Genomic DNA, 26,173 nt, shown 5'->3' on the forward strand with positions numbered 1-26,173 from the left:
CGGCGGCCTCAGTCGACCAGTTTTGGCAACAGCCGGTCCAGCCGCTGATGCAAGGCACTGCCAGTGGGCCAGTTGCGCAGCAGCCGTGCCCGGTCACGGGCATAGGCCGGGGCGAAGCTGAGCTGGGTGGCGTGCTGGCACATGGCATCGAGGTCGATCAGCGACCACTGGCCGTTGTGCCAGAACAGGTTATGGCCTTTGAAGTCGCCGTGGCTGATGCGTTCGCGAATCAGCTGCTGCATCACGTGCACCAAGGCATCCACCTGCTCCTCGGGCGCATCGCCGCTTTCGACGTGGGGCGCGAAGCATGCCGTCAGGTCCGGGCCGTCGACATACTCGGTGACCAGGTAAGCACGGCTGCGCAGGCCCAGCACTCGCTGTTCCAGCACCGCGAGGGGGCGTGGGGTGGCGATGTCGAGGAATTCCAGGCGGTGGCCTTCAATCCAGGAATGCCAGGCCCGGCTCGGGCGCCAGAAGCGCTTGAACCAATGTGCGGTGTTCTTGATGTTGTAGCGCTTGATCACCAACTGGCGACCATTGACCTCGATGCGCGCCACGCTGGCAGCGCCACCGGTCTTGTACAAATGGCCCTTGTCGATCAGCGCATCGGCCTGCTCCAGTACAGGCTGCATGGCCTCGACCTCACTGCGGCGGATCGCCTGCAAGCCCGAGAGGGTGCGCTGGACGCTGAACAGGCTGCACTCGCGGCCAGCCTTGTCCAGATAGTCCCTCTGGCGCCAGTTGCGCACCTTGTCCACCTGTTTCTGCAGCGCTTCCAGCGGCAAGGCATGCTCGGCATTGGCCAGCAGGTAATGCACCAGCAGCTCTTCGATGAACGGCTCCAGGCGCTTGGGCAACTGGGCGAAGAACACCCCGAGGTTTTCCAGCACGCGTGGACGCGACAACTGCTGACCAGGTGTTTCCGCCTTTATGCCCGCACCGTCGATCAGGTACAGCTTGCCGGCATGGCGCAGCAGGTTGTCCAGGTGCAGGTCTTCCTGCCAAAGGCCTCGGGCGTGCATGTGCGCCACAGCCGTGAGCGCTTCGCCCAGTACCAGGTGCTGCTCGTCCGCCAACACTGGCAGGTTTTCCACTGCGGCCCAGGCATCGGCCAGGCTTTGGGCACCGTCAAGGAACTCGAACAGCAGCCAGCCGCCCTCGCCTTCCTTGAGGCCGTCGGCCAATAGCGTCGGTGTGGTCAGGCCTTGTTCGGCCAGCAACTTCACACCCTGCAGTTCGCGCTGGAAATGCCGCGCGGCGTTACCCCCGACCAGCAACTTCGCCAGCACCGGTGTGCCACGCCAGACACCAGCGCCCACATAACGCTGGCCCGGCAGCACGCGCAGCAGGCTGAGCAATTGCAAGTCGGCGCTGCCGGCGGCATCAACCAACGTGATACTCAGGGGCAGCGCCGGGCTGCGCCCGGCATCCTTCAGTTCAGACAAACGCATCAGCGGGCCTCTTTTTCACGACGGCGTTGCGTCAGCCGTTGCAGCCAGGTGTCGACCAGCGCGCCGTCAGCCGGCTGCCCCAGGTAGGTAGCCAGCAAAGTACGTACATCCTGCACGCGCCAGGCCTGCGCGCGGCGCAGCAGCGGTTCCAGGTCCTTGAGGCGGTCACGCATGCCGAACAGCAGCGGCCGGGTCTTTTCCAGGTCGATCAATTGCGCGTCCCAACCCTCGCGGCGTTGACGCAGGAAAATGTGCTTGGGGTAGAAGCAGCCATGCACCTGGCCGGCGCTGTGCAGGGTACGCGCCAGCTGACCGCAGGCCTGCAGGATGCCAGTGCGCTCGGCTTCACCCAACCGCGGCCACTGCGCCAGCAGGCTGTCGAGGTCGGCCCACTCGTCCAGAGCGCGGGTCATCAGGATGGCCCGGTGCTTGCCGCCCTGCTTGCGCTCGCCGTAGAACACCGCCTGCAATGCCGGAATGCGCAGCTTCTGGTAGCGACTGATGTTGCGGAATTCGCGGGCGAAGGTGGGCTCGCCGAACGGCCGGTGCAAGGTACGGGTCAGGTAGTCGCTCTGGCGCTTGAGGTAGTAGCCCTTGCCTTCGAGTTCCAGACGGAAGACGCTGCTCCAGCCACCACGGCCGGTGTTGGGCTCGTCCACAGCATCAAGTTGCAGCGCCCACAGCGCCTCGAAGTTGTCCAGGCCATGGCGCTTGAGCAGCGCGAGGTCCGCGCTGGCCAGGTAATCGGTCATTCCCTTCCCTCGAAAAAGCCCAGTACCCGATGAATGCGCTTCTTGTCACGCACATTCAGCCGGTCGCGGCCACGGTATTGCAGGTAGAAGCGCAAGCGCTGGGTAGCTGACAGGTGGTATTTGGCCACTTTGTCCAGGCATGCCAGGTCCTTGATCATCCGATGGCGCCACATGAAACCGCGCCAGAAGTCGCCGGTGGGGCAGTCAATGAAGAATAGCGTGCCTTGGTCATCGACCAGCAGGTTGCGCCACTTCAGGTCGTTATGGGCAAAGCGGTGTTCGTGCATGACCCGGGTATGGCGCGCCAGCTGACGACTGACATGGTCGACCCAGGCGCGGTCGGCCAAGCGCGCATCGTTGTGTTCGGCCAGGGCCGACAGGTCTTCGGTGTGCGGCAGTTCACGGGTGATCATCGCGCCACGGCCAAAGGCCAGGCCGTTGCGCTCCAGGCCCCAGGCCACGACTTCGGCAGTGGGGATACCCCATTTGGCGAACTGCTTGAGGTTTTGCCATTCGGCCTTGATGCGTGGCCGCCCCAGGTACCGGCGCATGTGCTTGCCGGCCCCGGTGTAGCGCTTGACGTAGTAGTTGATCCCGTCACGCTCGATGCGTACCACTTCACTGAGCGGGTCGCGGGTCAGCCGTTCGCCCTGGAGGGCGAACACCGCGTCGAGGCTGCCGAAGTCCGCCGCCAGGTGTTCGTACCCCGGCGCCAGTGTCCAACTCGCCATCAGAGTGCATCCCCATAGCGTTGCTTGCGATCGTAGAGTTTCTGGGCCTTGCGCTCCAGCCAGGCGAGCAGCGCGGCTTCGTCCTTCAGCACCTGCCGCAGCGGACGCTGGAAGTAACCACGCAGGAAGCGCAGCTTGTCGCGTTGGGTCAGGCCGATGTCCAGGGCCGAAAAGTACAGCGCAGCCAGGTCCTTGTCGCGCCAGCGGCGGCTGATTCTGGCACGGGTTTGCGCGCGGTGCAGGTCGATCACCGACAGCTTGAAGTCATCCGCCGTCACCGGTCGGTCGGTGTGCAACAGGAAATGGCAGATGTAGCAATCGCGGTGGTTGACCCCGGCGCGGTGCATGCCGCCGGTCATCTTCGCCACCTCGGCGATAAGTGCACGCTTCAGGCGCGGCTCGGGCGGCTGTTTGACCCAGTCGATGCTGAAGTCTTCCAGGCTGATGGTCGGCGCCAGCTCTTCGGTGATGATGAACGAGTGCTGCGCGGCCGGGTTGCTGCCACGCTCGCCGTAGGCGACTGCGGTCATGGTCGGCACACCCACTTCATGCAGGCGTTGGATCGCCCGCCATTCCTGGCCAGCCCCGAGCACCGGCAACTTGGCGGTGAACAGGTTCTTGAAGATCTCGCCCCAGCCGATGCCACGGTGGATCTTGACGAAAAAGCCCTCGCCAGCCACTTCGGTGCGCAGCGTGCGGCGCCCTTCCAGCTCGCGATAGACCTCGCCTTGCAGCGCCTCCACGGCGTCGAAGGCATCACGCCCGGCCCACAGGCGTTTGAAGGGTTCGGCCAATATCAGCTTCATGCGGTTTTTTGCCCCAGGATCACGTCAGCAGCATGCTGCGGCATGCTGTACAGATCGGCGCTATCAGCAAATGCCAGGCCATTGCGCGACCAGCTGGCACGCGCCTGCGGGTCTTCGAGCATGCGCTGCAGATAGCCGTTGAGCTGCTCTTGTTCGAACGGCTCGTCCAGCACCAGGCCGCTGTCGGCCTCGGCAATGTAGTGGGCATAACCGCACACCTTGGACACCAGCACCGGCAAGCCGGCGACCAACGCTTCGAGCAGCACCGTACCGGTATTCTCGTTGTACGCCGGGTGAATCAGCAGGTCGGCGCCCAGCAGGAAGCGCGGGATGTCGCTGCGGCCCTTGAGAAACTGCACCTGGTCGCCCAAGCCCAGGGTAGCGCTTTGCAGCTGGAATACCTTGGGGTCGTCCTGGCCGATCACCATCAGCCTGGTGCGTTTGCGCAGGGCTGACGGCAGCGCAGCCAGTGCCTTGAGGCTGCGGTCCACGCCTTTGGTCTTGAAGCCTGAGCCAATCTGCACCAGCAGCAGGTCGTCATCCCCCAGGTTGAATTCCTTGCGGAACTCAGCGCGGATCTCGGCGGCATTGGCCGGCGCACGGCGATCCTGGGAAATGCCTGGCGGCAGGAGGTGGAAACGTTCTACCGGGGTGCCGTAATGCTTGATGAACAGCGGCTGCTGCACTTCGGAAATCATCAGCACTTCGGTATGGGCGTCCTTGGCAAACACCGCACGCTCGTACTCGGCAAAGTGCCGGTAGCGGCCCCAGCGGCGGTACAGCCCACCGCGCAGGGTCTGCGCCTTGTCTTCGAAGCAGCCGTCGGCGGCGTAGTACACGTCCAGCCCTGGCATCTTGTTGAAGCCGATCAGGCGGTCGACCGGGCGCTTGGCCAGGTCGGCGGCCATCCAGGCGCTGAGCTTCTCGTTGCGGCGGTGGTTGAAAATCGCCTTCACCGGCGCCACCAGCACTTCGAAGCCCGGCGGAATGTCACCCTCCCAGATCAGCGTATACACACGGATCTGGTGGCCCCGCTTCTGGCATTCCAGGGCAATGCGCATGAAATCGCGCTGCAGCCCGCCGAAGGGGAAATATTTGTAAAGCACGAAAGCCAGTTGCATCAACGGACATCCTCAGCCAGCAGCAACGCGCTCAAGCGGCTCGCCACATGCTCGGGATTCAGGCGAGTGAAGCACAGCGGCCACTCGCGTTTCAGATCGAACCGGGCCAGGTCATCGGCGCTCGGTTTGTAGGTGCACTTCTTCTGCAGGCAGGGAGCGCAAGGCCAGTCACTGGCCTGGTGAATCTGGGTCCGTCCGTAGGCGCCAGTCAGGCCCGGGTTGGTAGGGCCAAACAGCGAAAGGGTGGGCACATCGAGTGCCGCCGCCAGGTGGCCAAGGCCGGTATCGACCGCCACGCAGGCCTTTGCCGCCGCCAGAACACGAGCGACGCCGGCAAGGTTCAATTTGGGGAGTACCTGACAGTTGTTCAAGCCTTGGGCAATTCGCTCGGCCCGCGCCTTCTCAGCCGGATTACCCCAAGGCAGGCGCACTTCCAGCTTGCGCCGGCCCATGCGCTCGGCCAGTTCGCGCCAGTAGGCTTCGGGCCAATGCTTGGTCGCCCAGGTGGTGCCATGCAGGAACACCACATAGGGCGCAGCCGGCGGCAGTTGCAGGCGGTCGAGGTCCAGGCCGTAGTTGCCGATGCCTTCTGGCAGGTCATAGGCCAGGGCCATGGCAAACAGTTGGCGTACCCGCTCCACCGCGTGCTGGCCGGTGGCAACCGACAGAGGCCGGTCGTAGAAGCGGCTGGCCCAGCCTTCGCGCGCCGAGTAGCGGTCCAGGCCGGCTACGGGTGCCTTCACGTAACGGGTCAACCAGGCCGACTTGACCAGGCCCTGGGCGTCGATCACAAGGTCGTACTTGCGCTCGCGCACGCGCTGCTTGAACGCCTTCCACTCGCCACTCTTGATGGTTTGCCAAAGGTTCTTGCGCCAGCGACGGATCGCCACCGGGATGACCTGGTCGACCGCGGGGTGCCAACTGGGGATTTCGGCGAAGCCTTCTTCCACCACCCAATCGAAACGGATGCCGGGAATGGCATGGGCGGCATCGGTAAGCGCCGGCAGGGTGTGGATTACATCCCCCAGCGACGAGGTCTTGATGATCAGTACCCGCACTTAGTCGACCTCGGCCACGGTATCGATCAGGTCCGGCCCGCTGAGGCTGTGCAGGGCGGCGATCACTTTGCCCGGTTCCAGCAGACGCAGGCAATTGTAATGGCCGAAGCGACAGGTGCGGTCAAAGCACGGGCTGCACTCGATACCGGTGCGCACCACTTCCACCTGTTCGGCCAGCGGCGGGGTGAAGCCGGGTGAAGTCGAGCCGTACACCGCCACCAACGGACGGTTCAGCGCAGCGGCCACGTGCATCAGGCCGGAGTCGTTGGACACCACGGCATGGGCGCAGGACATCAGGTCGATGGCCTCGGCCAGCGAGGTCTCACCGGCCAGATTGGACGATTCTTCACGGAGCCCCGGGATCAGCCGGTCGCGGATCTGCTCACCGACCGGATGATCGTTCTTCGAGCCAAACAGCCACACTTGCCAGCCTTGGCGAATCATCGCATCGGCCACAGCGGCATAGTGCTCTGCCGGCCAGCGCTTGGCTTCGCCAAACTCGGCGCCAGGGCACAGCGCCAGCACCGGACGGTCCAGTTCCAGGCCGAACTTGGCCAGGGCGGCGTCACGGCTTTGCGCTTCGATCTGCAGGTTGGGGCGCGGGTATGGCTGCGGCAGCTCGGCGCCGGGTGCGTAAGCCAGGGCCATGAAGCGCTCGATCATCAGCGGGTAGCGGGCCTTGTCCAGCTTGCGCACATCGTTCAGCAGGCCGAAGCGCATTTCACCGCGCCAGCCGGTGCGTTTGGGAATGCCGGCAAAAAAGGGCACCAGCGCCGACTTGAGCGAGTTGGGCAGCAGGATGGCCTGGTCGTACTGGCCGGCCAGGGACTTGCCGATGCGCCGCCGCGTGGCCAGCTCCAGCGCGCCGTGGCCGAGCGGGAAGCTCAAGGCCTGGCGCACTTCAGGCATGCGCTCGAGGATCGGCCGGCTCCATTCAGGGGCCAGCACGTCGATCACGCAGTCGGGGTGCTGCTGTTTCAGGCACTGGAACAGGGTCTGCGCCATCACCATGTCGCCGACCCAGCTGGGGCCAATGATCAGTATTCTCATGCTTAGTCCAGAAACGCTCGGGGAGGCTACAGGCTGCGGTACAGCCTGGCCTCCCCTCTTTATATTCAGGCTATGTGGCCGACAGTGTAACACCGGTGGTGAGGCATGAGCCTTTGGGGCTGCTTTGCAGCCCATCGATCTCAAGTCAGCCCCAGTTCACCCCAGATCCGCCGCACTTCACGGCGTTCATCGGCAAACTGTGCCGCATCGATCACCCCGGCCTCCTTCTGCAGGGCCTGGCGGTGGGAGGCCGAGCGGAACGCTTTGTACACTTCACGCAACAGCACCGCGTCACTGGCCGGCATCAAGTTCGCCTGCTCCAGCTCTTCCAGAATGCGGATGTTATCGGTCCATCGAAGTATGGCCGGATGGTCATGGGACCAGGCCAAAGCGGCGTATTGCACCATAAATTCGATATCGACGATACCGCCGGCATCCTGCTTGATATCGAAGGGTACACCGGCGTCGAAGGCGTTCGCCGCGGTACCGGCAGCCGTCGCCTTGGTACCGAGGTTGTCACGCATCTTGGCGCGCATTTCACTCACCTCGCCGCGCAGCTTTTCCAGGTCGCGGGCCTGGCCCAGTACCTTGGCGCGCACACCTTCGAATGCCGCCCCCACCTGCTTGCAACCCACCAGCACACGGGCCCGCACCAGCGCCTGGTGTTCCCAGGTCCAGGCTTCGTTCTGCTGGTAGCGCTCGAAGGCGCCCAGCGAGCTTACCAGCAGGCCCGAGGCGCCGGACGGGCGCAGGCGCATATCCACGTCGTACAGTTGGCCCGAGTTGGTCTGGGTGGTCAGCAGGTGGATGATGCGCTGCCCCAGACGCGTGAAGAACTGCGCGCTGTCGATAGGCTTCGCACCGTCGGTTTCCGCCTGCGGATCGCCGTCATGGATGAAGACCAGGTCCAGGTCCGAACCGTGGCCTAGCTCCAGGCCGCCCATCTTGCCGTAACCGATGATGATGAAACCCGGGTCGCACAGGCTGCCGTCGCTGCGCTTGGGTTGGCCGTGGCGGGCCACGGTCTGGCGCCAGGCCAGGGCCAGCACCTGGTCGAGGATGGCTTCAGCCAGCCAGGTCAGGTAGTCGCTGACTTTCATCAACGGCAGGTTGCCGCTGATTTCCGAGGCGGCCACGCGCAGGCTGTGGGCCAGCTTGAAATGGCGCAGCGCCTCCATCTGCTGCTCCAGGTCGTCCTCGGGGATGCGCGTCAGGCGCTCGCGCAGCTCGCTGGCCAGTTCTGGCGCCAAGGGCGGGCTGAACAAGCGGCCCTCATTGAGCAGTTCGTCGAGCAGCAGCGGGTAAAGGGCAATCTGCTCGGCAATCCACGGGCTGGCGGCGCACAGCGTCAGCAAACGGCGCAAGGCACCGGGGTTTTCGGTCAGCAGTACCAGGTAGGCAGAACGCCTTGCCACAGCCTCGACCAATGGCAACACCCGCTCCAGCACCAGGTCGGGGTTGTCATGCTCCACCGCCTGGGCCAGCAGCCGTGGGATGAATGCGTCAAGTCGCTCACGGCCGATGCGCTGCATCGAGCGCAACTGCGGGCTGGAACGCAGCCCGGCCAGGCGCCTCAAGGCTTCGGCGGGTTGCTTGAAGCCAGCCTCTTGCAATTGCCGGCCAGCGGCTTCTTCATCCTGCGCCTGCTCCCACAACGGCGACCACTCGCCACCCACCACCAGTTCGCCTTCGCCGTCTTCATCATCCGGGTCGGCAATGACCTGGCGGAAATGCCAGTCGATACGGCCACGCCAGTACATCAACTGGTCGTGGAAGCTCTGCCAGTCGGCAAAACCGAGCACGTAGGCCACGCGTGCCTGATCGGTCTCACCTTCCGGCAACATTTGCGTCTGGCGGTCGGCAATGGCCTGGATCGCGTGCTCGGTGTACCGCAGGAACTCATAACCCTCGCGCAACTCGGCCACCACTGCTGGCGGCAGGTAGCCTTGGCCTTCCAGGGTGGCCAGCACCTTGAGCAACGGCCGCTGCTGCAGGCTGAGGTCACGCCCGCCGTGGATCAGCTGGAAGGCTTGGGCGATGAACTCTACTTCGCGAATACCACCGGCACCCAGCTTGATGTTCTCGGCCATGCCCTTGCGCCGCACTTCCTGCTGGATCAGCTGCTTCATGGTGCGCAGCGCTTCGATTGCGGAAAAGTCCAGGTAGCGGCGGTACACGAACGGGCGCAGCATCTCCTGCAACTGCGCGCCGGCCGCCTGGTCGCCGGCCACCACCCGCGCCTTGATCATCGCGTAACGTTCCCAGTCACGGCCCTGGTCCTGGTAGTACTGCTCCAGTGCATTGAAGCTGAGCACCAGGGCACCCGCCGAACCATAGGGACGCAGGCGCATGTCAACGCGGAACACAAAGCCGTCGACGGTAACCGGGTCCAGTGCCTTGATCAGCCTTTGGCCCAGGCGCGTGAAGAACTCCTGGTTGTCCAGCGAGCGCTTCACCCCTTCGGTTTCACCGCCCTCGGGGAAACCGAAGATCAGGTCGATGTCCGACGACAGGTTAAGCTCTACCGCTCCCAGCTTGCCCATGCCCAGCACCACCATGTGCTGCGGCTGGCCGCTGCGGTTGCCGATGGGCGTGCCGAATTGCTGGCAATGGCGCGGGTACAGCCATTGGTAGGCTTCGTCGATGGCCGCATCGGCAAGGTCCGACAGGTCACGGCAGGTTTCGCCAAGTTCCGCCTGACGGGTAATGTCGCGCCAGATAATGCGCAGCTGCTGGCGGTTGCGCGCGCGGCGCAGATTGCGCGCCAGCTCGTCCTCGCTCTGTGCCGCCTGGGCTGTTGCGGCGATTTGCCCGCGCAGCTCACCCGGGGCGTAACGCCGCTCCAGCTCGCCGCTGGCCAGCAGGGCGAACAGCATGGCGGGCTCGCGCTGGGCCAAACTGAGCACGAATTCACTGGCAGCAGCCACCTGATCGAACTGCTGCCGGTGCAGCGGGCTCCAGGCCTGCAGGTCGAGTTCGGGGTGGCCGGCCACGGCATCGCTGATGAACTGCTGGTTGCGAGTGACCAGCGGCTGCAAGGTGGCAGGCAGATCGGAGGGCAAAGGTAGGCGCATGGTCTATCCTTGATCGGCGTGAAATAGAGGGGAAAAAGCGGCCAAGGGGAAGCCGGACCACGGTTGGACTGTCGTACAAAAGTTGGAAATAGCTAAAAAAAACGAAAAATTGGCAACAAACATCAAGAACCACCCGTTCGCGACACAATGCCAACCAACATGAACGTTTTTCCTCACAAGCCAAGGTGCGACCAAACGTCGCACAAATGTAGTTTTACTACTACTCGTGTCGTGTAAAAGCATGAAATGCGAAAGCAAATGTAGTAAAACTACAACGCGCCGGAAGACACCCCGGTAATCCAAGAATTCACGACGTCTGCCCATAAGGCCAGTCGCAATCTCAGGCAATCGATTCTGGTTGCCTTTCCGCCCTGGAGCAAGCCATGCAAGACCTCGATCCAATCGAAACCCAGGAATGGCTGGATGCCCTGGAGTCGGTCCTCGACAAAGAAGGCGAAGACCGCGCTCATTACCTGATGACCCGTATGGGCGAGCTGGCCACCCGTAGTGGCTCCCAGCTGCCATATGCGATCACCACGCCATACCGCAACACCATCCCTGTCACCCACGAAGCACGCATGCCTGGCGACCTGTTCATGGAACGCCGCATTCGCTCGATGGTGCGTTGGAACGCGCTGGCCATGGTCATGCGTACCAACCTGAAAGACTCGGACCTGGGCGGACACATCTCTAGCTTCGCCTCCAGTGCCACCCTGTACGACATCGGCTTCAACTACTTCTTCCAGGCCCCTACCGAAGAACACGGCGGCGACCTGATCTTCTTCCAGGGCCACGCATCGCCAGGCGTCTACGCCCGTGCCTTCATGGAAGGCCGTATCAGCGAAGACCAGATGAACAACTTCCGCCAGGAAGTGGACGGCAACGGCCTGTCTTCGTACCCGCACCCATGGCTGATGCCTGACTTCTGGCAGTTCCCGACCGTTTCGATGGGTCTGGGCCCGATCCAGGCGATCTACCAGGCACGCTTCATGAAGTACCTGGAAGCCCGTGGCTTCATCCCGGCCGGCAAGCAGAAGGTCTGGTGCTTCATGGGCGACGGTGAGTGCGACGAGCCGGAATCCCTGGGTGCAATCGCCCTGGCCGGCCGCGAGAAGCTGGACAACCTGATCTTCGTCATCAACTGCAACCTGCAGCGCCTCGACGGCCCGGTTCGCGGCAACGGCAAGATCATCCAGGAACTCGAAGGCGTGTTCCGTGGCGGTGGCTGGAACGTCAACAAAGTCGTCTGGGGCCGTTTCTGGGACCCACTGCTGGCCAAGGACACCAACGGTGCCCTGCAGCGCCGCATGGACGAAGTCATCGACGGCGAATACCAGAACTACAAAGCCAAAGACGGCGCGTACGTTCGCGAGCACTTCTTCAACACCCCGGAACTCAAGGCCATGGTCGAAGACCTGTCCGACGAAGAGATCTGGAAGCTCAACCGTGGCGGTCACGACCCGTACAAGGTTTACGCGGCCTATCACCAGGCTGTGAACCACAAAGAGCAGCCGACCGTCATCCTGGCCAAGACCATCAAGGGTTACGGCACCGGTGCTGGCGAAGCCAAGAACACCGCGCACAACACCAAGAAGGTCGACGTCGACAGCCTGCGTCACTTCCGTGACCGCTTCGACATCCCGGTCAAGGATGCCGACCTGGAGAACCTGCCGTTCTTCAAGCCGGAAGAAGGTTCTGCCGAAGCCAAGTACCTGGCCGAGCGCCGCGCAGCCCTGGGTGGCTTCGTACCGCAGCGCCGTGCCAAGAGCTTCAGCGTGCCGACCCCGCCACTGGAAACGCTGAAAGCGATCCTGGACGGCTCGGGCGACCGCGAAATCTCCACCACCATGGCCTTCGTGCGTATTCTGGCGCAGCTGGTCAAGGACAAGGACATTGGCCAGCGCATCGTCCCGATCATCCCGGACGAAGCCCGTACCTTCGGTATGGAAGGCATGTTCCGCCAGTTGGGCATCTACTCGTCGGTCGGCCAGCTCTACGAGCCAGTCGATAAAGACCAGGTGATGTTCTACCGCGAAGACAAGAAGGGCCAGATCCTCGAGGAAGGCATCAACGAAGCCGGCGCCATGTCGTCGTTCATCGCTGCCGGTACCTCGTACAGCTGCCACAACCAGCCGATGCTGCCGTTCTACATCTTCTACTCGATGTTCGGTTTCCAGCGTATTGGCGACCTGGCCTGGGCCGCTGGCGACAGCCGCACCCGTGGTTTCCTGATCGGCGGTACCGCCGGCCGTACCACCCTCAACGGTGAAGGCCTGCAGCACGAAGACGGTCACAGCCACATGATGGCGGGCACCATCCCGAACTGCCGCACCTACGATCCGACCTACGGCTACGAGCTGGCGGTGATCATCCAGGACGGCATGAAGAAGATGACCGAAGAGCAACAGGACATCTTCTACTACATCACCGTGATGAACGAATCCTACCAGCAGCCAGCCATGCCGGCCGGTGTCGAGGAAGGCATCATCAAGGGCATGTACCTGCTGGAAGAGGACACCCGCGAAGCCGCACACCACGTACAGCTGATGGGCTCCGGCACCATCCTGCGCGAAGTCCGCGAAGCCGCGAAGATCCTGCGTGAAGAGTTCAACGTCGGTGCCGACGTGTGGAGCGTCACCAGCTTCAACGAACTGCGTCGCGACGGCCTGGCCGTGGAACGCGCCAACCGCCTGAAGCCTGGCCAGAAGCCACAGCAGACCTACGTCGAGCAGTGCCTGAACGGTCGCAAAGGCCCGGTCATCGCCTCTACCGACTACATGAAGCTGTTCGCCGAGCAGATTCGTCAGTGGGTACCGAGCAAAGAGTTCAAAGTCCTGGGTACCGACGGTTACGGTCGCAGCGACAGCCGCAAGAAGCTGCGTCACTTCTTCGAAGTCGACCGCCACTTCGTGGTGCTGGCTGCCCTGGAAGCCCTGGCTGACCGTGGCGAGATCGAACCCAAGGTTGTTGCAGACGCTATCGTCAAGTTCGGTATCGACCCGGACAAGCGCAACCCACTGGACTGCTGAGGAGTATTTTTAAGTGAGCGAACTCATTCGCGTACCTGACATCGGCAGCGGTGAAGGTGAAATCATCGAGCTGTTCGTCAAGGTCGGTGACCGTATCGAGGCTGACCAGAGCCTGCTGACCCTGGAGTCCGACAAGGCCTCCATGGAAATTCCGGCGCCCAAGGCTGGCGTGATCAAGGAACTGAAGGTCAAGCTGGGCGACCGCCTGAAAGAAGGCGACGAACTGCTGGTCCTGGAAGCCGAGGGCGCCGCTGCTGCGGCCCCTGAGGCACCGGCTGCTGCCGCTGCTCCGGCTGCTTCGCCAGCGCCAGCCGCTGAAGCCGCTCCTGCTGCTCCGGCCGCAGCCCCGGCTGCTGCCAGCGTGCAGGACATCCACGTGCCGGACATCGGTTCGTCGGGCAAGGCCAAGATCATCGAAGTGCTGGTCAAAGTCGGCGACACCGTCGAAGCCGACCAGTCGCTGATTACCCTGGAGTCCGACAAGGCCTCCATGGAAATCCCGTCGCCGGCTGCCGGCGTGGTCGAAGAAGTGCTGTGCAAGCTGGAAGACGAAGTCGGCACTGGCGACCTGATCTTCAAGCTGAAAGTGGCGGGTGCCGCCCCGGCTGCCGCGCCGGCACCGGCTGCTGCTCCTGCACCAGCCAAGGCTGAGGCTGCTCCGGCTGCCGCACCTGCCGCTGCCGCCCCGGCTGCTGCCCCTGCACCGGCTGCTACCGCACCGGCCGCTGGCAGCAATGCCAAGGTTCACGCAGGCCCCGCTGTTCGTCAGCTGGCCCGTGAATTCGGTGTCGAGCTGGGTGCAGTTGCTGCCACCGGCCCGCACGGTCGCATCCTGAAAGAAGACGTGCAGGTCTACGTCAAGGCCATGATGCAGAAGGCCAAGGAAGCGCCGGCAGCCGCCGGTGCGACCGGTGGTGCTGGCATCCCGCCGATCCCTGCCGTGGACTTCAGCAAGTTCGGTGAAGTGGAAGAAGTGGCCCTGACCCGCCTGATGCAGGTCGGTGCTGCCAACCTGCACCGCAGCTGGCTCAACGTGCCGCACGTGACCCAGTTCGACTCTGCCGACATCACCGAGCTGGAAGCCTTCCGCGTTGCGCAGAAGGCCGTGGCCGAGAAGGCTGGGGTGAAGCTGACCGTGCTGCCACTGCTGCTCAAGGCCTGCGCCTTCCTGCTCAAGGAACTGCCGGACTTCAACAGCTCGCTGGCGCCAAGCGGCAAGGCCATCATCCGCAAGAAGTACGTGCACATCGGCTTCGCCGTGGACACCCCGGACGGCCTGCTGGTCCCTGTGATCAAGAACGTCGACCAGAAGAGCCTGCTGCAACTGGCTGCCGAAGCCGCTGCACTGGCCGAGAAGGCGCGCACCAAGAAGCTGTCGGCTGACGAGATGCAAGGCGCCTGCTTCACCATCTCCAGCCTCGGCCACATTGGCGGCACCGGCTTCACGCCGATCGTCAATGCGCCGGAGGTGGCTATCCTGGGCGTCTCCAAGGCGACCATGCAGCCAGTCTGGGATGGCAAGGCCTTCCAGCCAAAGCTGATGTTGCCGCTGTCGCTGTCCTACGATCACCGTGTGATCAACGGCGCTGCCGCCGCGCGCTTCACCAAGCGCCTGGGCGACGTGCTGGGCGATATCCGCACCATGCTGCTGTAAGCCAGCACACTGCCCCTCCTTGCGAGGGGCAGTACCCTTTTCGAGCTGCCACGCTCGTACCTCAACCCCGTCGATTGGCGGGGCTTTTTTTTGCCTGGAAAAAGCTGGGAGGGCTTCGCCCTCCTTTCGCGACACAAGGCCGCAAAGCGGCCCCAAAATCTCCAGCCAAACTGCAGAATCGGCCACGTCAGCCGATAACCTGTCCACAGCATCAAGCATGGCCGCTTGCCAGCCCTCGGGACATCATGCAACCTTGCCAAATCCGCCGCAGCCACAAGGCCGCGTTCCCTCTTCAAGCGAGTCTTCGATGAAAAGCCAACCCGATGCCGCCAGCCGTGTGGCGGCCGAGGTCGTGACACAGTTACCCGTGCCCTCGCGGCTCGGCATGCTGCGTTTCGAAAGGCTCAACGAAGCCACCTGGGCCATGCTCTACCTTGACCCAGCCTGTGAGCGCCAGTTCGGCCTGAAAACCGGCGAGCTGTGTGCCCTGATTGACGCGCCCTACGCCAGCCTGATGGAACCCGAAGCACGCTACCGGCTGCACGACGACATCCAGTTGCAACTGGCCCAGCGCGGTTACTATCGCGTGCGCTACACCCTGCACACGCCGAGCACCTCGCTGCGCCTGCTGGAAGCGGGTGAAGCCTACAAGCAACACAACCGCCAGCTGTTGCGCGGCTACCTGAGCGTGCTCGATGACCAGCAGGAAGAGACCGGCGAACCCGGCGCCAGCGACCTGGAGTCACGCAACAACCGCCTGCAACTGGCCCTGCAGCTGAACCAGCGCACGCAGCAAGAACAACTGGAGCACCTGGAGCGGGTGCGCGGCCAGCAGGACCTTATCCTGCGCCTCGCCCGCCATCGCTACAGCGCGGGCAACTCGCTGCTCGAAGCGGCCCAGCTGATCACCCAGAGCGCCTGCGAAATCTACAAGGTCGACTGCGCCAGCATCTGGCACCTGGAAGACCAACGCCTGGAACCGATCATCGCCTGGTACCGCGACGCACAGGAGCACCGCCAGCCCGAAGCCATCGATGCCAGCCGCTTCCCCGACTACCTGGATGCACTGCACGCAAGCCGCGCCATCGACGCTCACAACGCCGGCCACGACCCGCGCACCCGCGCCCTGGCGCAAAGCATGCGCCCGGAAAACAAGGCCATGCTCGACGCCAGCATCCGTGTCGATGGCCAGGTGATCGGCGTGTTGTGCCTGGAGCAAAGCGGCCAGCCAAGGGCCTGGCAGTCGGACGAGATTGCCTTTGCCGGTGAGCTGGCCGACCAGTTCGCCCAAGTGATCACAAACCACAAACGACGGGCCGCGGCCAGCGCCCTGCACCTGTTCCAGCGTGCGGTCGAGCAGAGCGCCAGTGCCTTCCTGCTGGTGAACCGCGACGGCCGGGTGGAGTACGTCAACCCCAGCTTCACCGCCATCACCCAGTACAGTACCGACGAAGTGCAGGGCCGCCAGCTGGGTGAGCTACCGGCACTGGAGAACCTCAGCGAACTGCTGTTCGACTCGCCGTCGAGCCTGGCCATGGGCAACAGTTGGCAGGGCGAGTTCAAGAGCCGACGCAAAAACCTGGAGCCGTACTGGGGCCAGTTGTCGATTTCCAAGGTGTACGGTGACAACCGTGAGCTGACCCACTACATCGGCATCTACGAAGACGTCACCCAGACCAAGCTGGCCCAGCAACGCATCGAACGCCTGGCTTACACCGACAACCTCACCAACCTGGGCAACCGCCCGGCGTTCATCCGCAGCCTGGACGAACGCTTCGCCCGCGATGGCGAAAGCTCGATGTGCCTGCTGCTGGTGGACATCGACAACTTCAAGCGCATCAACGACAGCCTTGGCCACCAGACCGGCGACAAGCTGCTGATCAGCCTGGCCAGGCGTTTGCGCAACAGCCTGCACAGCGGTGGCATCCTGGCGCGCTTTGCCAGTAACGAGTTCGCCGTGCTGCTCGACGACACCAGCCTTGAAGATGGCCAAGGCGTTGCTCAACAGTTGTTGTGCACCCTCGACAAGCCGATGTTCGTCGACAACCAGCTGATCAACGTCACCGCCTCGGTAGGCCTGGCCTGTGCACCGTTGCACGGTGTCGACCCGGCCAGCCTGATGAAGAATGCCGGCCTTGCATTGCACAAGGCCAAGGCCAACGGTAAACACCAGGTACAGGTGTTTACCGAAGTGCTCAACGCCGAAGCCAGCTACAAGCTGTTCGTCGAGAACAACCTGCGTCGTGCCCTGACCCAGAATGAGCTGGACGTGTTCTACCAGCCCAAGCTGTGCCTTCGCAGCGGTCGCCTGCTGGGCCTGGAAGCGCTGCTGCGCTGGAACCACCCCGAACGCGGCATGATCCGCCCGGACCAGTTCATCAGCGTGGCCGAGGAAACCGGCCTGATCATCCCTATCGGCAAATGGGTGGTGCGCCAGGCGTGCTGCATGAGCCAGCAACTGCGCAAGGCCGGCCTGGGCAACCTGCATGTAGCCATCAACCTGTCGCCCAAACAGTTCTCCGACCCGGACCTGGTGGCGTCGATCAGCACCATCCTCAAGGAAGAAGCCCTGCCCCCACACCTGCTGGAGCTGGAGCTGACCGAAGGCCTGCTGCTGGAAGCCAGCGAAGACACCCACCGCCAGCTGGACGAACTGAAGGCCCTGGGCCTGACCTTGGCCATGGACGACTTCGGCACCGGTTATTCGTCGCTGAGCTACCTGAAGAAGTTTCCGATCGACATCCTCAAGATCGATCGCAGCTTCATCAACGAAATCCCCGACAACCAGGACGACATGGAAATCACCTCGGCGGTGGTGGCCATGGCCCACAACCTGAAGCTGAAGGTGGTGGCCGAAGGGATCGAGACGCCGGAGCAACTGGCGTTCCTGCGCCGCCACCGCTGCGACGTGGGCCAGGGCTACCTGTTCGACCGGCCGATTCCCGGGCGCGAGCTGGCCGAGCGGCTGAAGCGCTATCCGCGTGGCCCGGTGGCCTGACAGCTGCGTAATCCTCGGGCACTATAGAAGCCATTCGGGCCCTTTCGCGGGCACGCCCGCTCCCACAGGAACACCACAACCTTTGAAACCTGTGCTGTACCTGTGGGAGCGGGCATGCCCGCGAAGGCCCAAACCCCTACCCCACTGAATAAACACAGAGGAACGGCCATGGTCCTGCGTTCGGAAATCCTGGTGAACAAAAACGTCATGCCCACTGCGGAACAGGCCCTGCCTGGCCGCGACACGCCAATGAGCCTGCCCGAGTTCCACTACGTCTTCAAAGACACCCCACTGCTCGGCCCGTTCTTCGAAGGCGCCATCGACTTCGCCATCTTCGGCCTGGGCTGCTTCTGGGGCGCAGAGCGCCGCTTCTGGCAGCGTGAAGGTGTGGTCAGCACCGTGGTCGGCTACGCCGGCGGCTTCACCCCGCACCCTACCTACGAAGAAGTCTGCTCGGGCCTGACCGGCCACACCGAAGTGGTGCTGGTGGTGTTCGACAAGGACAAGGTCAGCTACCGCGAATTGCTGGCAATGTTCTGGGAGCTGCACAACCCCACCCAAGGCATGCGCCAGGGCAACGACATCGGCACCCAGTACCGTTCGGCCATCTACTGCACCAGCCCGGAACAGCTGGAACAGGCCAAGGCCAGCCGCGACGCCTACCAGGCCGAGCTGAGCAAGGCCGGCTTCGGTGAGATCACCACCGAAATCGACCAGGCACCGACCGTCTATTTCGCCGAGGCCTACCACCAGCAGTACCTGGCCAAGAACCCGGACGGCTACTGCGGCATCGGCGGCACCGGCGTGTGCCTGCCACCCAGCCTGCAAGGTAACTGAAGCATGAGCACGATGACCCTGTTCCACTCGCCGTTGTCGCCTTTCGTGCGCAAGGTCATGGTGGTGTTGCACGAAACCGGCCAGCTTGAGCGTGTGCAGCTGCAGCCGGTGAACATAAGCCCGGTGAGCGGCGACCCGCAGCTCAACCTGGACAACCCGATCGGCAAAATCCCGGCCCTGCGCCTGGAAGACGGCACCGTGCTGCACGACAGTCGGGTGATCTGCGAGTACCTCGACCAGCAGCACGTTGGCCTGCCGCTGCTGCCGCGTGAAGGTTCGGCGCGCTGGCGGCGCATGACCTTGGTATCACAGGCCGATGCGATCATGGATGCGGCAGTGTCGAGCCGGTATGAGAGCTTCCTGCGGCCAGAGGACAAGCGCTGGGATGGCTGGCTGCAAGCGCAGGGTGACAAGATCCGCCGTAGCCTGGACAACCTGGAGCAGGAGCACTTGCCGGAGCTGATCTCCGGCTTCGACCTGGCGGCGATTGGCGTGGCCTGTGCGCTGGGCTATCTGGATTTGCGTCAGCCCGGGTTTGGCTGGCGTGAGCGCCAGCCTGGGTTGGCGGCGTGGTATGCCGAGGTGGTCAAGCGGCCATCGATGGTCGCTACAGCGCCAGTGGCCTGAGGGCCCCTTCGCGGGTAAACCCGCTCCTACAAGGTTTTCCACAGTGTTCGCTATCTGTGGTGGGCTTTTGGGAGCGGGCGTGCCCGCGAACACCGGCGAAGCCGGTGCCTGACACCCCATTATGTGTGTTCGCGGGCAAGCCCGCTCCTACATTGTATGGCGCACGCTTCAGATCAGCACCCTGGCTTGCCAGCAGTGAACTTCTTCGCCGGGTTGACCGCCGCCTTGAACTCGCGCAGCGCCTTGGAACCCACCAGCAGCGGGTAGTTGAAGTTGCTGCGGTCCACCAGATTCACCTCGACGGTGCGCTTCACATCCCCCAGGCACAACTCCAGGTCGACCACCGGGCGCTTGGAGACCTCTGGCGCATCCCCTTCGTCCTCTTCATCAGCACGGCCCTTGATCTTGCTGATGCGCGAGACCTTGTGCTCGTACACTTTGCCGTCCGATTCCTTGGTCGCCAGGCGGAAGCGCACCCACTCGTCCCCATCGCGGGTGAACAGCTCGATATCCTTGGCCGACAGCGACGCGGTGAAGGCGCCAGTGTCCATCTTGGCTTTCAGGGTTTCGCCCAGTTCAGGCAGGGCAATATTCTCGTAACGGCCGTAGATAGTGGGTTCGGCGGCCATCACCGGCAGCGCCAACAGCGACAACATGGCTAAAAGAGATTTCACAAGCAGGCTTCCTTGAGAGGGTCAATGCTTAGACTGCACTGGGCAGATAGGTTCGCTGTCACGAGCCTAACCAACATAATGTGAAACATTTGTCCCCGCCGTCGGGCATTGGACATTTGGCGTAGGCCACCGCCCTGCTTATCATTGCCAACCGTTTATCTCCCACAACAAGAGTCTCTTTATGCGTCGCCTGCTGACCGGCATTCTCACTACCACCCTGCTGCTGCTCAATACCGTGGTATTGATCTGCCCGCTGCTGGTCTTCGCCCTGCTCAAGCTGGTGTTGCCAGGCCGTGGCCGCGACTACGCGTCGTGGGCGGTGATGTGGGTGGCCGAAACCTGGTCGGAAATCGACAAAGCCATCTTCGCCCTGTGCATCCCTACCCAGTGGGACATCCGCGGTGTGGAAAACCTGCGCAGGGACACCTCGTACCTGGCCGTGAGCAACCACCAGACTTGGGTCGACATCCCGGCGCTGATCGAAAGCCTCAACCGCCGTACACCGTTCTTCAAGTTCTTCCTGAAAAAAGAGCTGATCTGGGTGCCGTTGCTGGGCCTGGCCTGGTGGGGGCTGGATTACCCGTTCATGAAGCGCTACAGCAAGGCGTTTCTGGAAAAGCACCCGGAGCTCAGGGGCAAGGACCTGGAAATCACCAAGGCGGCCTGCGAGCTGTTCAAGCGCCAGCCGGTGACCGTGGTCAATTACCTGGAGGGCACCCGGTTTACCGAAGCCAAGCGCCAGGAGCAGCAGTCGCCGTATCGCTACCTGCTCAAGCCCAAGGCAGGTGGTGTGGCGTTTGTGCTCGCGGCATTGGGCGAACAGCTGGATGCCCTGCTGGATGTGACCATCGTGTACCCCGGTAATAAGGCGCCGGGGTTCTGGGACTTGCTCAATGGCAGCATTAGCCGGGTGATTATCGACATTCAGGTGCGGGAACTGGACCCGGCGTTGTGGGCGGGGGATTACGAAAATGATCCCGAGTTTCGGCAGACGGTTCAGGCTTGGGTGAACCAGCTGTGGGTGGCGAAGGACCAGCGGATCGAGCAGCTGCGGGCGGAGATGGGCTAACACCTCTGCCGCCTGAACTGGCCCATTCGCGGGTGAACCCGCTCCTACGCGGATTACCACATCCCCAAGGATAGGCTCTACCTGCGTAGGGGCGGGTTTACCCGCGAAGAGGCCGAAGCAGGCAGCCGGTTGACATCAGCACAGTTACGTTGCGCCCCCTGATAATTCTGCTAGTTGTGCGCGGCCTCCCAAAGACGAAGACTTAAGCAGCATGTCTCTTGCGAGGCGCTCTCAAGTGAAAGTCACCGCCCTGGTCTACAGCCCTTACGGGCACATCGGCAGCCAAGCAGGTAGAGCCACGATAATAGGCTTCAAGGATGAACGATTTGATCCGCTCCTTGGCACCTATGCATTGGGGCGAGGATACCGAAGCTATAGTCCAGCCTTGATGCGCTTCCTCAAGCCCGATGATCTCAGCCCGTTCAGTGACGGTGGCTATAACGCCTACGCATACTGTGCCTGTGACCCCATCAATTACCGTGATGATACAGGGCAACAGCGGGAATTCGCCAATTTACAAAAGTTTTGGGAGCAAAAGTCTAACCCGAAACCTCACCGAACAGTACCGCTGACAAAAAAGCCTGCGGCGCAGGTAATAGAGCCTCCTCTGTTGAACGCCAGGCACTCCGCTTCACACCATTTGGCGAAAAAAAAGACTGTTGCCTTTAACAAAGACATAACGATCAAGACGTACCTGAGGGAACAGACTGCCCACAAAAACCACCTTCTCAAAGAAAGACGATCATTAGCCATCTATATAAAAAATCTCACTAAACGCGCAGCGCAAAAACAGCAAGAATACACCGAGCTTTTGAAACCATCTTCGAAAGCCTTCGCCAAAATCCAAGGGATCAGTGACCAACAATATCGTACAGAAATGGAATTACGCGAAGTCTGGCTGACTGAAGCACAATATCGAATCAGAGCCCTGGAAGTGACGCTCAAGACCTTCGATGTATGACGTCTGGCCTTGTGATAATCTCAAACCGATGGCGTGCTCACTGGTGCCGGCGTGGTCCACAGGCTACCCAAGTTCTGCAGCAACGACCCGGCGATGCCCTGCTGGCCGAGGTACTGCAGGATCAGCGGGGCGAACTGGCCGATCATTCCAGTGTCCATGCCCAGTGCCTTGAACGCATTGTCCAGGTCATTACGGTTCTCCACGTCGTTGCCCAACGCGTTGCTCAATGCCGACTGGCTTTCGCTGTTCTTGCCCAGCAAATCGCCCAGCCCGCTCAACCCACCCAGCATATTGGCACCGGACAACAGGTCCAGACCCGGCACGGCCTTGGTCAATTGGCCATAGTCCTCACTGCTAAGGTTGTTGCGCGCCAACCCCAACATCGCCCCTGCGCCGCCCACGGCCTGTTCGGGGGTGATCTTCAATTCGCTGCCCAAGGTGTTGAGCAGATTGGCCTGGGCCTCGGGAGCCTGCACCTGGCCTTGCTGTTGCGGGTTCTGCATGGCGGACACGGCATTGGCGGCGTCACTGAGGTTGAAGGCGAACACCGGGCTGGCGGCCAGGGTCATCAGGGTTGCCAAGGTGAGTGCTTTCATCGGAAGGGACCTCGTCGGCCGGGATGGCCTGGAAAACGAAGGATTTGACTGGAAATCTGAGGGATTGTTCCGGGCCCCAACAGGTGCATACCTGATATTTCTGCCAGTAGTCAATTGCTCAAGACACTCCAGATAATCGTAGTGCCCAGGCCATCTATTTCCGGGGCCAACTGCAGACAACGGGAGCACGTCGGTGAAAAACAGTCCTGATACCCCCAAATATTTCTACCAGACCAGCAAACTGACCACTGTCATTGGAAACGATCAGAAGCGTTCAATCCTGCGGATTGGAACGCTCCCTCTTGCTGAGTCCGCTGGCAAAGAAGCAGGAAGTTCCCAGCTTTTCGCAACAGATGAGATGGACTCAGTGCTTGTCGTGAGCACGCCTGACGGAAAGCAAAAAAATCACACCTACACCCCCTTTGGATACAACGACAAACTGCCATCAGGATCCCCAGCGATAGGATTCAACGGCGAGTTCATATTGGACAACATACACCTTTATCTCCTAGGCCAAGGACACCGTGGCTTTAGCACCGAGATGAGACGGTTCATCGGACCGGACAATGCTGAAAGCCCATTCGCCCGAGGCGGGGTCAATGCTTTCGCGTACTGTGTGAACGACCCAGTCAATCGGAAAGACGAAACGGGGATGTGGGGTATTTTCAAGCCTAGAACGTGGTTTCGCAGTAACCAAGCAAAAATGGATCAGCGCCTGGCAAGCATAAAGATTATTAATGAAACAATGAAAGAGCAAACCGACAACCTCAATAATTTAGTCGCGCAAAGAAAATACAGAGGAAAAACATTCGCACCAAGAATTGACGCCGCTAGAAAAACCCTCCAAAAAACGCTTGACAGGGGTTTGAGAAAGGAACGCGGCATAAATAAATACGTAGAAAGTAAAGATCACGCATACATTTACTCCGAACATTACTACGCCAAAAAAGCTATAAAAAATTCAAAACCTAATACTTACCACCCAACGAGCGGGAACACCGATACTGAAAACATGTTCTACGCTCCCAAAAAACGTGACGATCCTCATGACGACAGGAACTACCAATTCGGGGCAACCGACGCAAACAATGAGACGCGCCGGCCACAATCGGAGTAATTAACTGTCTGCATGAAAATGACTGCGCAGTGGCCCTTCGCTCCAGGGCCACTCACCAGGCTTCGGAACTGATGAGGTATGTGCGGGCGGCGCTCGACTTCAAAAGCGATGAAAGGCTTATGACAAGCACCTCCGGCCGAGATGTCTTATCAGAATGGACAAAAAGCCCCTCGATGCGAGGGGCTCTTTTTACTCGACGCTGATTACGCCGCACCCCACATTTTGTGCGGGTCGATAACGAATTTCTTCGGCACACCTGCATCAAACTCGCCATACCCTTCCGGCGCCTGATCCAGGTTGATCACCTGCACACCTACCACTTCAGCAATGTTGATGCGGTCCCACATGATCGCCTGCATCAGCTGGCGGTTGTATTTCATGGTCGGGGTCTGGCCGGTGTGGAAGCTGTGCGATTTCGCCCAGCCCAGGCCGAAGCGGATGCTCAGCGCGCCGATCTTGGCAGCGGCATCCACCGCGCCCGGGTCTTCGGTCACGTACAGGCCCGGGATACCGATGTTGCCGGCCACGCGGGTCACTTGCATCAGCGAGTTCAGCACGGTGGCCGGGGCCTCGTGCTTGGCACCTTCGTGGCCATGGCCACGGGCCTCGAAGCCGACGGCGTCGACAGCGCAGTCCACTTCCGGCTCGCCGAGAATGTCGACGATCTGCTCGTGCAGCGGGGTGTCCTTGGACAGGTCGACCACTTCGAAGCCTTGCGACTTGGCGTGGGCCAGGCGGGCCGGGTTCAGGTCACCGACGATTACACAGGCGGCGCCCAGCAGGCGCGCCGAGGCAGCGGCGGCCAGGCCGACCGGGCCAGCACCGGCAACGTAGACAGTGCTGCCTGGACCAACGCCAGCAGTCACGGCACCGTGATAGCCGGTGGGCAGGATGTCGGACAGGCAGGTCAGGTCACGGATCTTTTCCATGGCCTTGTCGCGCTCAGGCAGCTTCAGCAGGTTGAAGTCGGCGTATGGCACCAGCACGTATTCGGCCTGGCCACCGGTCCAGTCGCCCATGTCGACGTAGCCGTAGGCACCGCCGGCGCGGGCCGGGTTGACGGTGAGGCAGACACCGGTGTGCATCTCTTTGCAGGAGCGGCAGCGGCCGCAGGCGACGTTGAACGGGACCGATACCAGGTCGCCGATCTGCATGCGCTCGACGTCGCGGCCCTTCTCGACGATTTCACCGGTGATTTCGTGGCCCAGGACCAGGCCGACCTGGGCAGTAGTGCGGCCACGGACCATGTGCTGGTCAGAACCGCAGATGTTGGTGGAGACCACCTTCAGGATGACGCCGTGTTCGATTTTCTTGCCGCGCGGGTCCTGCATTTTCGGGTAGTCGATCTTCTGTACTTCGACCTTGCCAGCGCCGAGATACACCACTCCACGATTGCCAGACATGCTCTTACCTCGCTTGATTTTTATTTATGCAGCGGTGGTTGAACGCGCCGCCATCCGTGGGCGGCATGTGTTTCTGGAATGAGGGAATTGTGGGCCGGATGGGGAGATCTGCACTGACTGGGAGCGACAGAGAGATGCCTTTTAACGGCAGGGGTGTCGCTGGGGAGTATGGGCAAACAGAGAGGCGGCCTGTGCGGGCCTCTTCGCGGCTAAAGCCGCTCTTACGGGGGACCGCACCAACCCGAGGGCTGTGCTGTACCTGTAGGAGCGGCTTTAGCCGCGAAGAGGCCGGTACCGGTTATTACAGAACGACAGTCCGGTTGGCGTTCAGGAACACCCGTCGCTCGATGTGATACCCCACCGCCCGCGCCAATGTCAGGCATTCGATATCCCGCCCTTTGGCAATCAGGTCTTCGGGATAGTGACTGTGGTCCACCACCTCGACACCCTGGGCAATGATCGGCCCTTCATCCAGGTCGTTGTTGATGTAGTGCGCCGTGGCACCGACCATTTTCACACCCTTGTTGTAGGCCTGGTGATAAGGCTTGGCGCCTTTGAAACCCGGCAACAGCGAGTGGTGAATATTGATCGCCCAACCATCCAGACGGCGGCAAAGTTCGGGCGACAGTACCTGCATATAGCGGGCAAGAATCACCAGCTCAGCACCAGTCTCCTCGATCACCTGCAGCACCTTGCGCTCTTGCCCAGGTTTGTCCTTGGGGTCGAGGGCGAAGTGGTAATAAGGAATCTTGTGCCAATGCGCCAAGGGTTCGAGGTCCGGGTGGTTCGACACCACGGCCACCACATCCATACCCAGTTGGCCAATGCGCTGGCGATACAGCAGGTCATTCAGGCAATGGTCGGCCTTGGACACCATGATCACCACCTTGGGGCGGTGGTTGGGTGCGGTCAGCTCGAAAGCCATGCCGAACGCTTCGCTGCGCTCTGCGAGGCCGGCCCGGAAGCCCGCCTCGTCAAAATCGTCCGGCTGGCGGAACTCGACGCGAATGAAGAAGCGTCCCGACTGCCGGTCATCGAAGGAGTGGTGCTCCGTCACGTAGCAGCGCTGCTCGAAGAGGTAACGCGTCACCACGTCGACGGTGCCGAGCATGCTCGGGCAGTCGGCGGTGAGAATCCAGGTATCCGGTGCCCGACTCATGTTCTT

The 26,173-nt window shown here is 61.9% G+C and carries 20 protein-coding genes; 8 read left to right on the top strand and 12 right to left on the bottom strand.

The features are described 5' to 3' along the window. Window positions 1-8: 8 nt before the first annotated feature. The 8 genes from ACF8O8_RS09570 to glnE all read right to left on the bottom strand — a co-directional run bounded on the left by ACF8O8_RS09570 (window position 9) and on the right by glnE (window position 10,043). Complete coding sequence (locus tag ACF8O8_RS09570; protein ID WP_392509594.1) at window positions 9-1,451, bottom strand: lipopolysaccharide kinase InaA family protein; 1,443 nt, start codon at window positions 1,449-1,451, stop codon at window positions 9-11. Beyond that, entirely contained in the window at window positions 1,451-2,203 is a 753-nt protein-coding gene (locus ACF8O8_RS09575) for a lipopolysaccharide kinase InaA family protein (protein ID WP_003255640.1), read from the bottom strand. The genes ACF8O8_RS09570 and ACF8O8_RS09575 overlap by 1 nt, the downstream gene beginning before the upstream one ends. Continuing rightward, window positions 2,200-2,934: a lipopolysaccharide kinase InaA family protein gene (locus ACF8O8_RS09580; protein ID WP_010951698.1), complete on the bottom strand. Its 735-nt coding sequence runs from the start codon at window positions 2,932-2,934 to the stop codon at window positions 2,200-2,202. The genes ACF8O8_RS09575 and ACF8O8_RS09580 overlap by 4 nt, the downstream gene beginning before the upstream one ends. Next, window positions 2,934-3,740 (bottom strand): lipopolysaccharide core heptose(I) kinase RfaP, encoded by an 807-nt coding sequence (rfaP, locus tag ACF8O8_RS09585; RefSeq protein ID WP_010951697.1) that lies wholly within the window; start codon window positions 3,738-3,740, stop codon window positions 2,934-2,936. The genes ACF8O8_RS09580 and rfaP overlap by 1 nt, the downstream gene beginning before the upstream one ends. Further along, the gene (locus ACF8O8_RS09590) at window positions 3,737-4,861 is read right to left on the bottom strand and encodes a glycosyltransferase family 4 protein (RefSeq protein ID WP_010951696.1); all 1,125 of its coding nucleotides are present in this window, start codon (window positions 4,859-4,861) and stop codon (window positions 3,737-3,739) included. The genes rfaP and ACF8O8_RS09590 overlap by 4 nt, the downstream gene beginning before the upstream one ends. Next, window positions 4,861-5,919: a lipopolysaccharide heptosyltransferase I gene (gene waaC, locus ACF8O8_RS09595; protein WP_003255648.1), complete on the bottom strand. Its 1,059-nt coding sequence runs from the start codon at window positions 5,917-5,919 to the stop codon at window positions 4,861-4,863. Before waaC ends, ACF8O8_RS09590 begins: the two co-directional genes overlap by 1 nt. Next, complete coding sequence (gene waaF, locus ACF8O8_RS09600; RefSeq protein WP_010951695.1) at window positions 5,920-6,969, bottom strand: lipopolysaccharide heptosyltransferase II; 1,050 nt, start codon at window positions 6,967-6,969, stop codon at window positions 5,920-5,922. It lies immediately after the preceding gene. Between the two features lie 140 nt (window positions 6,970-7,109). Beyond that, a complete protein-coding gene (glnE, locus tag ACF8O8_RS09605) occupies window positions 7,110-10,043 on the bottom strand; it encodes a bifunctional [glutamate--ammonia ligase]-adenylyl-L-tyrosine phosphorylase/[glutamate--ammonia-ligase] adenylyltransferase (RefSeq protein WP_350298363.1) in 2,934 nt (977 codons plus the stop codon). A gap of 383 nt (window positions 10,044-10,426) precedes the next feature. Here glnE and aceE point away from each other — a divergent pair, with 383 nt between their 5' ends. The 5 genes from aceE (at window position 10,427) to ACF8O8_RS09630 (ending at window position 19,188) form a co-directional block, all read left to right on the top strand. Next, on the top strand, window positions 10,427-13,072 hold the full coding sequence (aceE, locus tag ACF8O8_RS09610) for a pyruvate dehydrogenase (acetyl-transferring), homodimeric type (protein ID WP_010951693.1): 2,646 nt from the start codon (window positions 10,427-10,429) through the stop codon (window positions 13,070-13,072). A 13-nt stretch (window positions 13,073-13,085) separates the two neighbouring features. Next, window positions 13,086-14,726: a dihydrolipoyllysine-residue acetyltransferase gene (gene aceF / locus ACF8O8_RS09615; protein WP_392509595.1), complete on the top strand. Its 1,641-nt coding sequence runs from the start codon at window positions 13,086-13,088 to the stop codon at window positions 14,724-14,726. A 307-nt stretch (window positions 14,727-15,033) separates the two neighbouring features. Next, complete coding sequence (locus tag ACF8O8_RS09620) at window positions 15,034-17,724, top strand: bifunctional diguanylate cyclase/phosphodiesterase (RefSeq protein ID WP_010951692.1); 2,691 nt, start codon at window positions 15,034-15,036, stop codon at window positions 17,722-17,724. A 168-nt stretch (window positions 17,725-17,892) separates the two neighbouring features. After that, window positions 17,893-18,561, top strand: coding sequence for a peptide-methionine (S)-S-oxide reductase MsrA (gene msrA, locus ACF8O8_RS09625; protein WP_014589400.1), 669 nt, complete (start codon window positions 17,893-17,895; stop codon window positions 18,559-18,561). 3 nt (window positions 18,562-18,564) lie between these two features. Next, complete coding sequence (locus ACF8O8_RS09630; protein WP_010951690.1) at window positions 18,565-19,188, top strand: glutathione S-transferase; 624 nt, start codon at window positions 18,565-18,567, stop codon at window positions 19,186-19,188. Window positions 19,189-19,361: 173 nt separating this feature from the next. On the opposite strand, the gene ACF8O8_RS09635 is transcribed toward ACF8O8_RS09630, so the two are convergent. Continuing rightward, the gene (locus ACF8O8_RS09635; protein ID WP_010951688.1) at window positions 19,362-19,862 is read right to left on the bottom strand and encodes an ATP-dependent zinc protease; all 501 of its coding nucleotides are present in this window, start codon (window positions 19,860-19,862) and stop codon (window positions 19,362-19,364) included. Between the two features lie 181 nt (window positions 19,863-20,043). Here ACF8O8_RS09635 and ACF8O8_RS09640 point away from each other — a divergent pair, with 181 nt between their 5' ends. Beyond that, window positions 20,044-20,931, top strand: coding sequence for an acyltransferase (locus tag ACF8O8_RS09640; protein WP_392509596.1), 888 nt, complete (start codon window positions 20,044-20,046; stop codon window positions 20,929-20,931). Between the two features lie 235 nt (window positions 20,932-21,166). Further along, the gene (locus ACF8O8_RS09645; RefSeq protein WP_392509597.1) at window positions 21,167-21,892 is read left to right on the top strand and encodes an RHS repeat-associated core domain-containing protein; all 726 of its coding nucleotides are present in this window, start codon (window positions 21,167-21,169) and stop codon (window positions 21,890-21,892) included. Between the two features lie 20 nt (window positions 21,893-21,912). Here ACF8O8_RS09645 and ACF8O8_RS09650 read toward each other — a convergent pair whose 3' ends face one another. Beyond that, entirely contained in the window at window positions 21,913-22,488 is a 576-nt protein-coding gene (locus ACF8O8_RS09650) for a DUF2780 domain-containing protein (protein ID WP_020191608.1), read from the bottom strand. A 193-nt stretch (window positions 22,489-22,681) separates the two neighbouring features. On the opposite strand from ACF8O8_RS09650, the gene ACF8O8_RS09655 reads away from it, so the two are divergent. Beyond that, entirely contained in the window at window positions 22,682-23,605 is a 924-nt protein-coding gene (locus tag ACF8O8_RS09655) for an RHS repeat-associated core domain-containing protein (protein WP_392509598.1), read from the top strand. Window positions 23,606-23,808: 203 nt separating this feature from the next. Here the strand turns inward: ACF8O8_RS09655 and fdhA are convergent, their stop codons facing one another. Continuing rightward, window positions 23,809-25,008, bottom strand: a complete 1,200-nt coding sequence (gene fdhA, locus ACF8O8_RS09660; protein WP_003255673.1) for a formaldehyde dehydrogenase, glutathione-independent — start codon at window positions 25,006-25,008, stop codon at window positions 23,809-23,811. A gap of 301 nt (window positions 25,009-25,309) precedes the next feature. Continuing rightward, window positions 25,310-26,167: a formyltetrahydrofolate deformylase gene (gene purU, locus ACF8O8_RS09665; protein ID WP_003255675.1), complete on the bottom strand. Its 858-nt coding sequence runs from the start codon at window positions 26,165-26,167 to the stop codon at window positions 25,310-25,312. Window positions 26,168-26,173 lie beyond the last annotated feature (6 nt).

The organism is Pseudomonas sp. TYF_14, assembly GCF_043105275.1.
In the GTDB taxonomy this organism is placed as follows: Bacteria; Pseudomonadota; Gammaproteobacteria; order Pseudomonadales; family Pseudomonadaceae; genus Aquipseudomonas; species Aquipseudomonas alloputida.

Excerpts from the sequence above, each read along its gene's own strand:
- rfaP (WP_010951697.1), bottom strand. The coding sequence starts at position 3,740 with ATGAAGCTGATATTGGCCGAACCCTTCAAACGCCTGTGGGCCGGGCGT.
- ACF8O8_RS09620 (WP_010951692.1), top strand. The coding sequence starts at position 15,034 with ATGAAAAGCCAACCCGATGCCGCCAGCCGTGTGGCGGCCGAGGTCGTG.
- msrA (WP_014589400.1), top strand. The coding sequence starts at position 17,893 with ATGGTCCTGCGTTCGGAAATCCTGGTGAACAAAAACGTCATGCCCACT.
- ACF8O8_RS09575 (WP_003255640.1), bottom strand. The coding sequence starts at position 2,203 with ATGACCGATTACCTGGCCAGCGCGGACCTCGCGCTGCTCAAGCGCCAT.
- ACF8O8_RS09640 (WP_392509596.1), top strand. The coding sequence starts at position 20,044 with ATGCGTCGCCTGCTGACCGGCATTCTCACTACCACCCTGCTGCTGCTC.
- ACF8O8_RS09570 (WP_392509594.1), bottom strand. The coding sequence starts at position 1,451 with ATGCGTTTGTCTGAACTGAAGGATGCCGGGCGCAGCCCGGCGCTGCCC.
- ACF8O8_RS09630 (WP_010951690.1), top strand. The coding sequence starts at position 18,565 with ATGAGCACGATGACCCTGTTCCACTCGCCGTTGTCGCCTTTCGTGCGC.
- purU (WP_003255675.1), bottom strand. The coding sequence starts at position 26,167 with ATGAGTCGGGCACCGGATACCTGGATTCTCACCGCCGACTGCCCGAGC.
- ACF8O8_RS09590 (WP_010951696.1), bottom strand. The coding sequence starts at position 4,861 with ATGCAACTGGCTTTCGTGCTTTACAAATATTTCCCCTTCGGCGGGCTG.
- aceE (WP_010951693.1), top strand. The coding sequence starts at position 10,427 with ATGCAAGACCTCGATCCAATCGAAACCCAGGAATGGCTGGATGCCCTG.
- ACF8O8_RS09580 (WP_010951698.1), bottom strand. The coding sequence starts at position 2,934 with ATGGCGAGTTGGACACTGGCGCCGGGGTACGAACACCTGGCGGCGGAC.
- fdhA (WP_003255673.1), bottom strand. The coding sequence starts at position 25,008 with ATGTCTGGCAATCGTGGAGTGGTGTATCTCGGCGCTGGCAAGGTCGAA.
- ACF8O8_RS09650 (WP_020191608.1), bottom strand. The coding sequence starts at position 22,488 with ATGAAAGCACTCACCTTGGCAACCCTGATGACCCTGGCCGCCAGCCCG.
- waaF (WP_010951695.1), bottom strand. The coding sequence starts at position 6,969 with ATGAGAATACTGATCATTGGCCCCAGCTGGGTCGGCGACATGGTGATG.
- glnE (WP_350298363.1), bottom strand. The coding sequence starts at position 10,043 with ATGCGCCTACCTTTGCCCTCCGATCTGCCTGCCACCTTGCAGCCGCTG.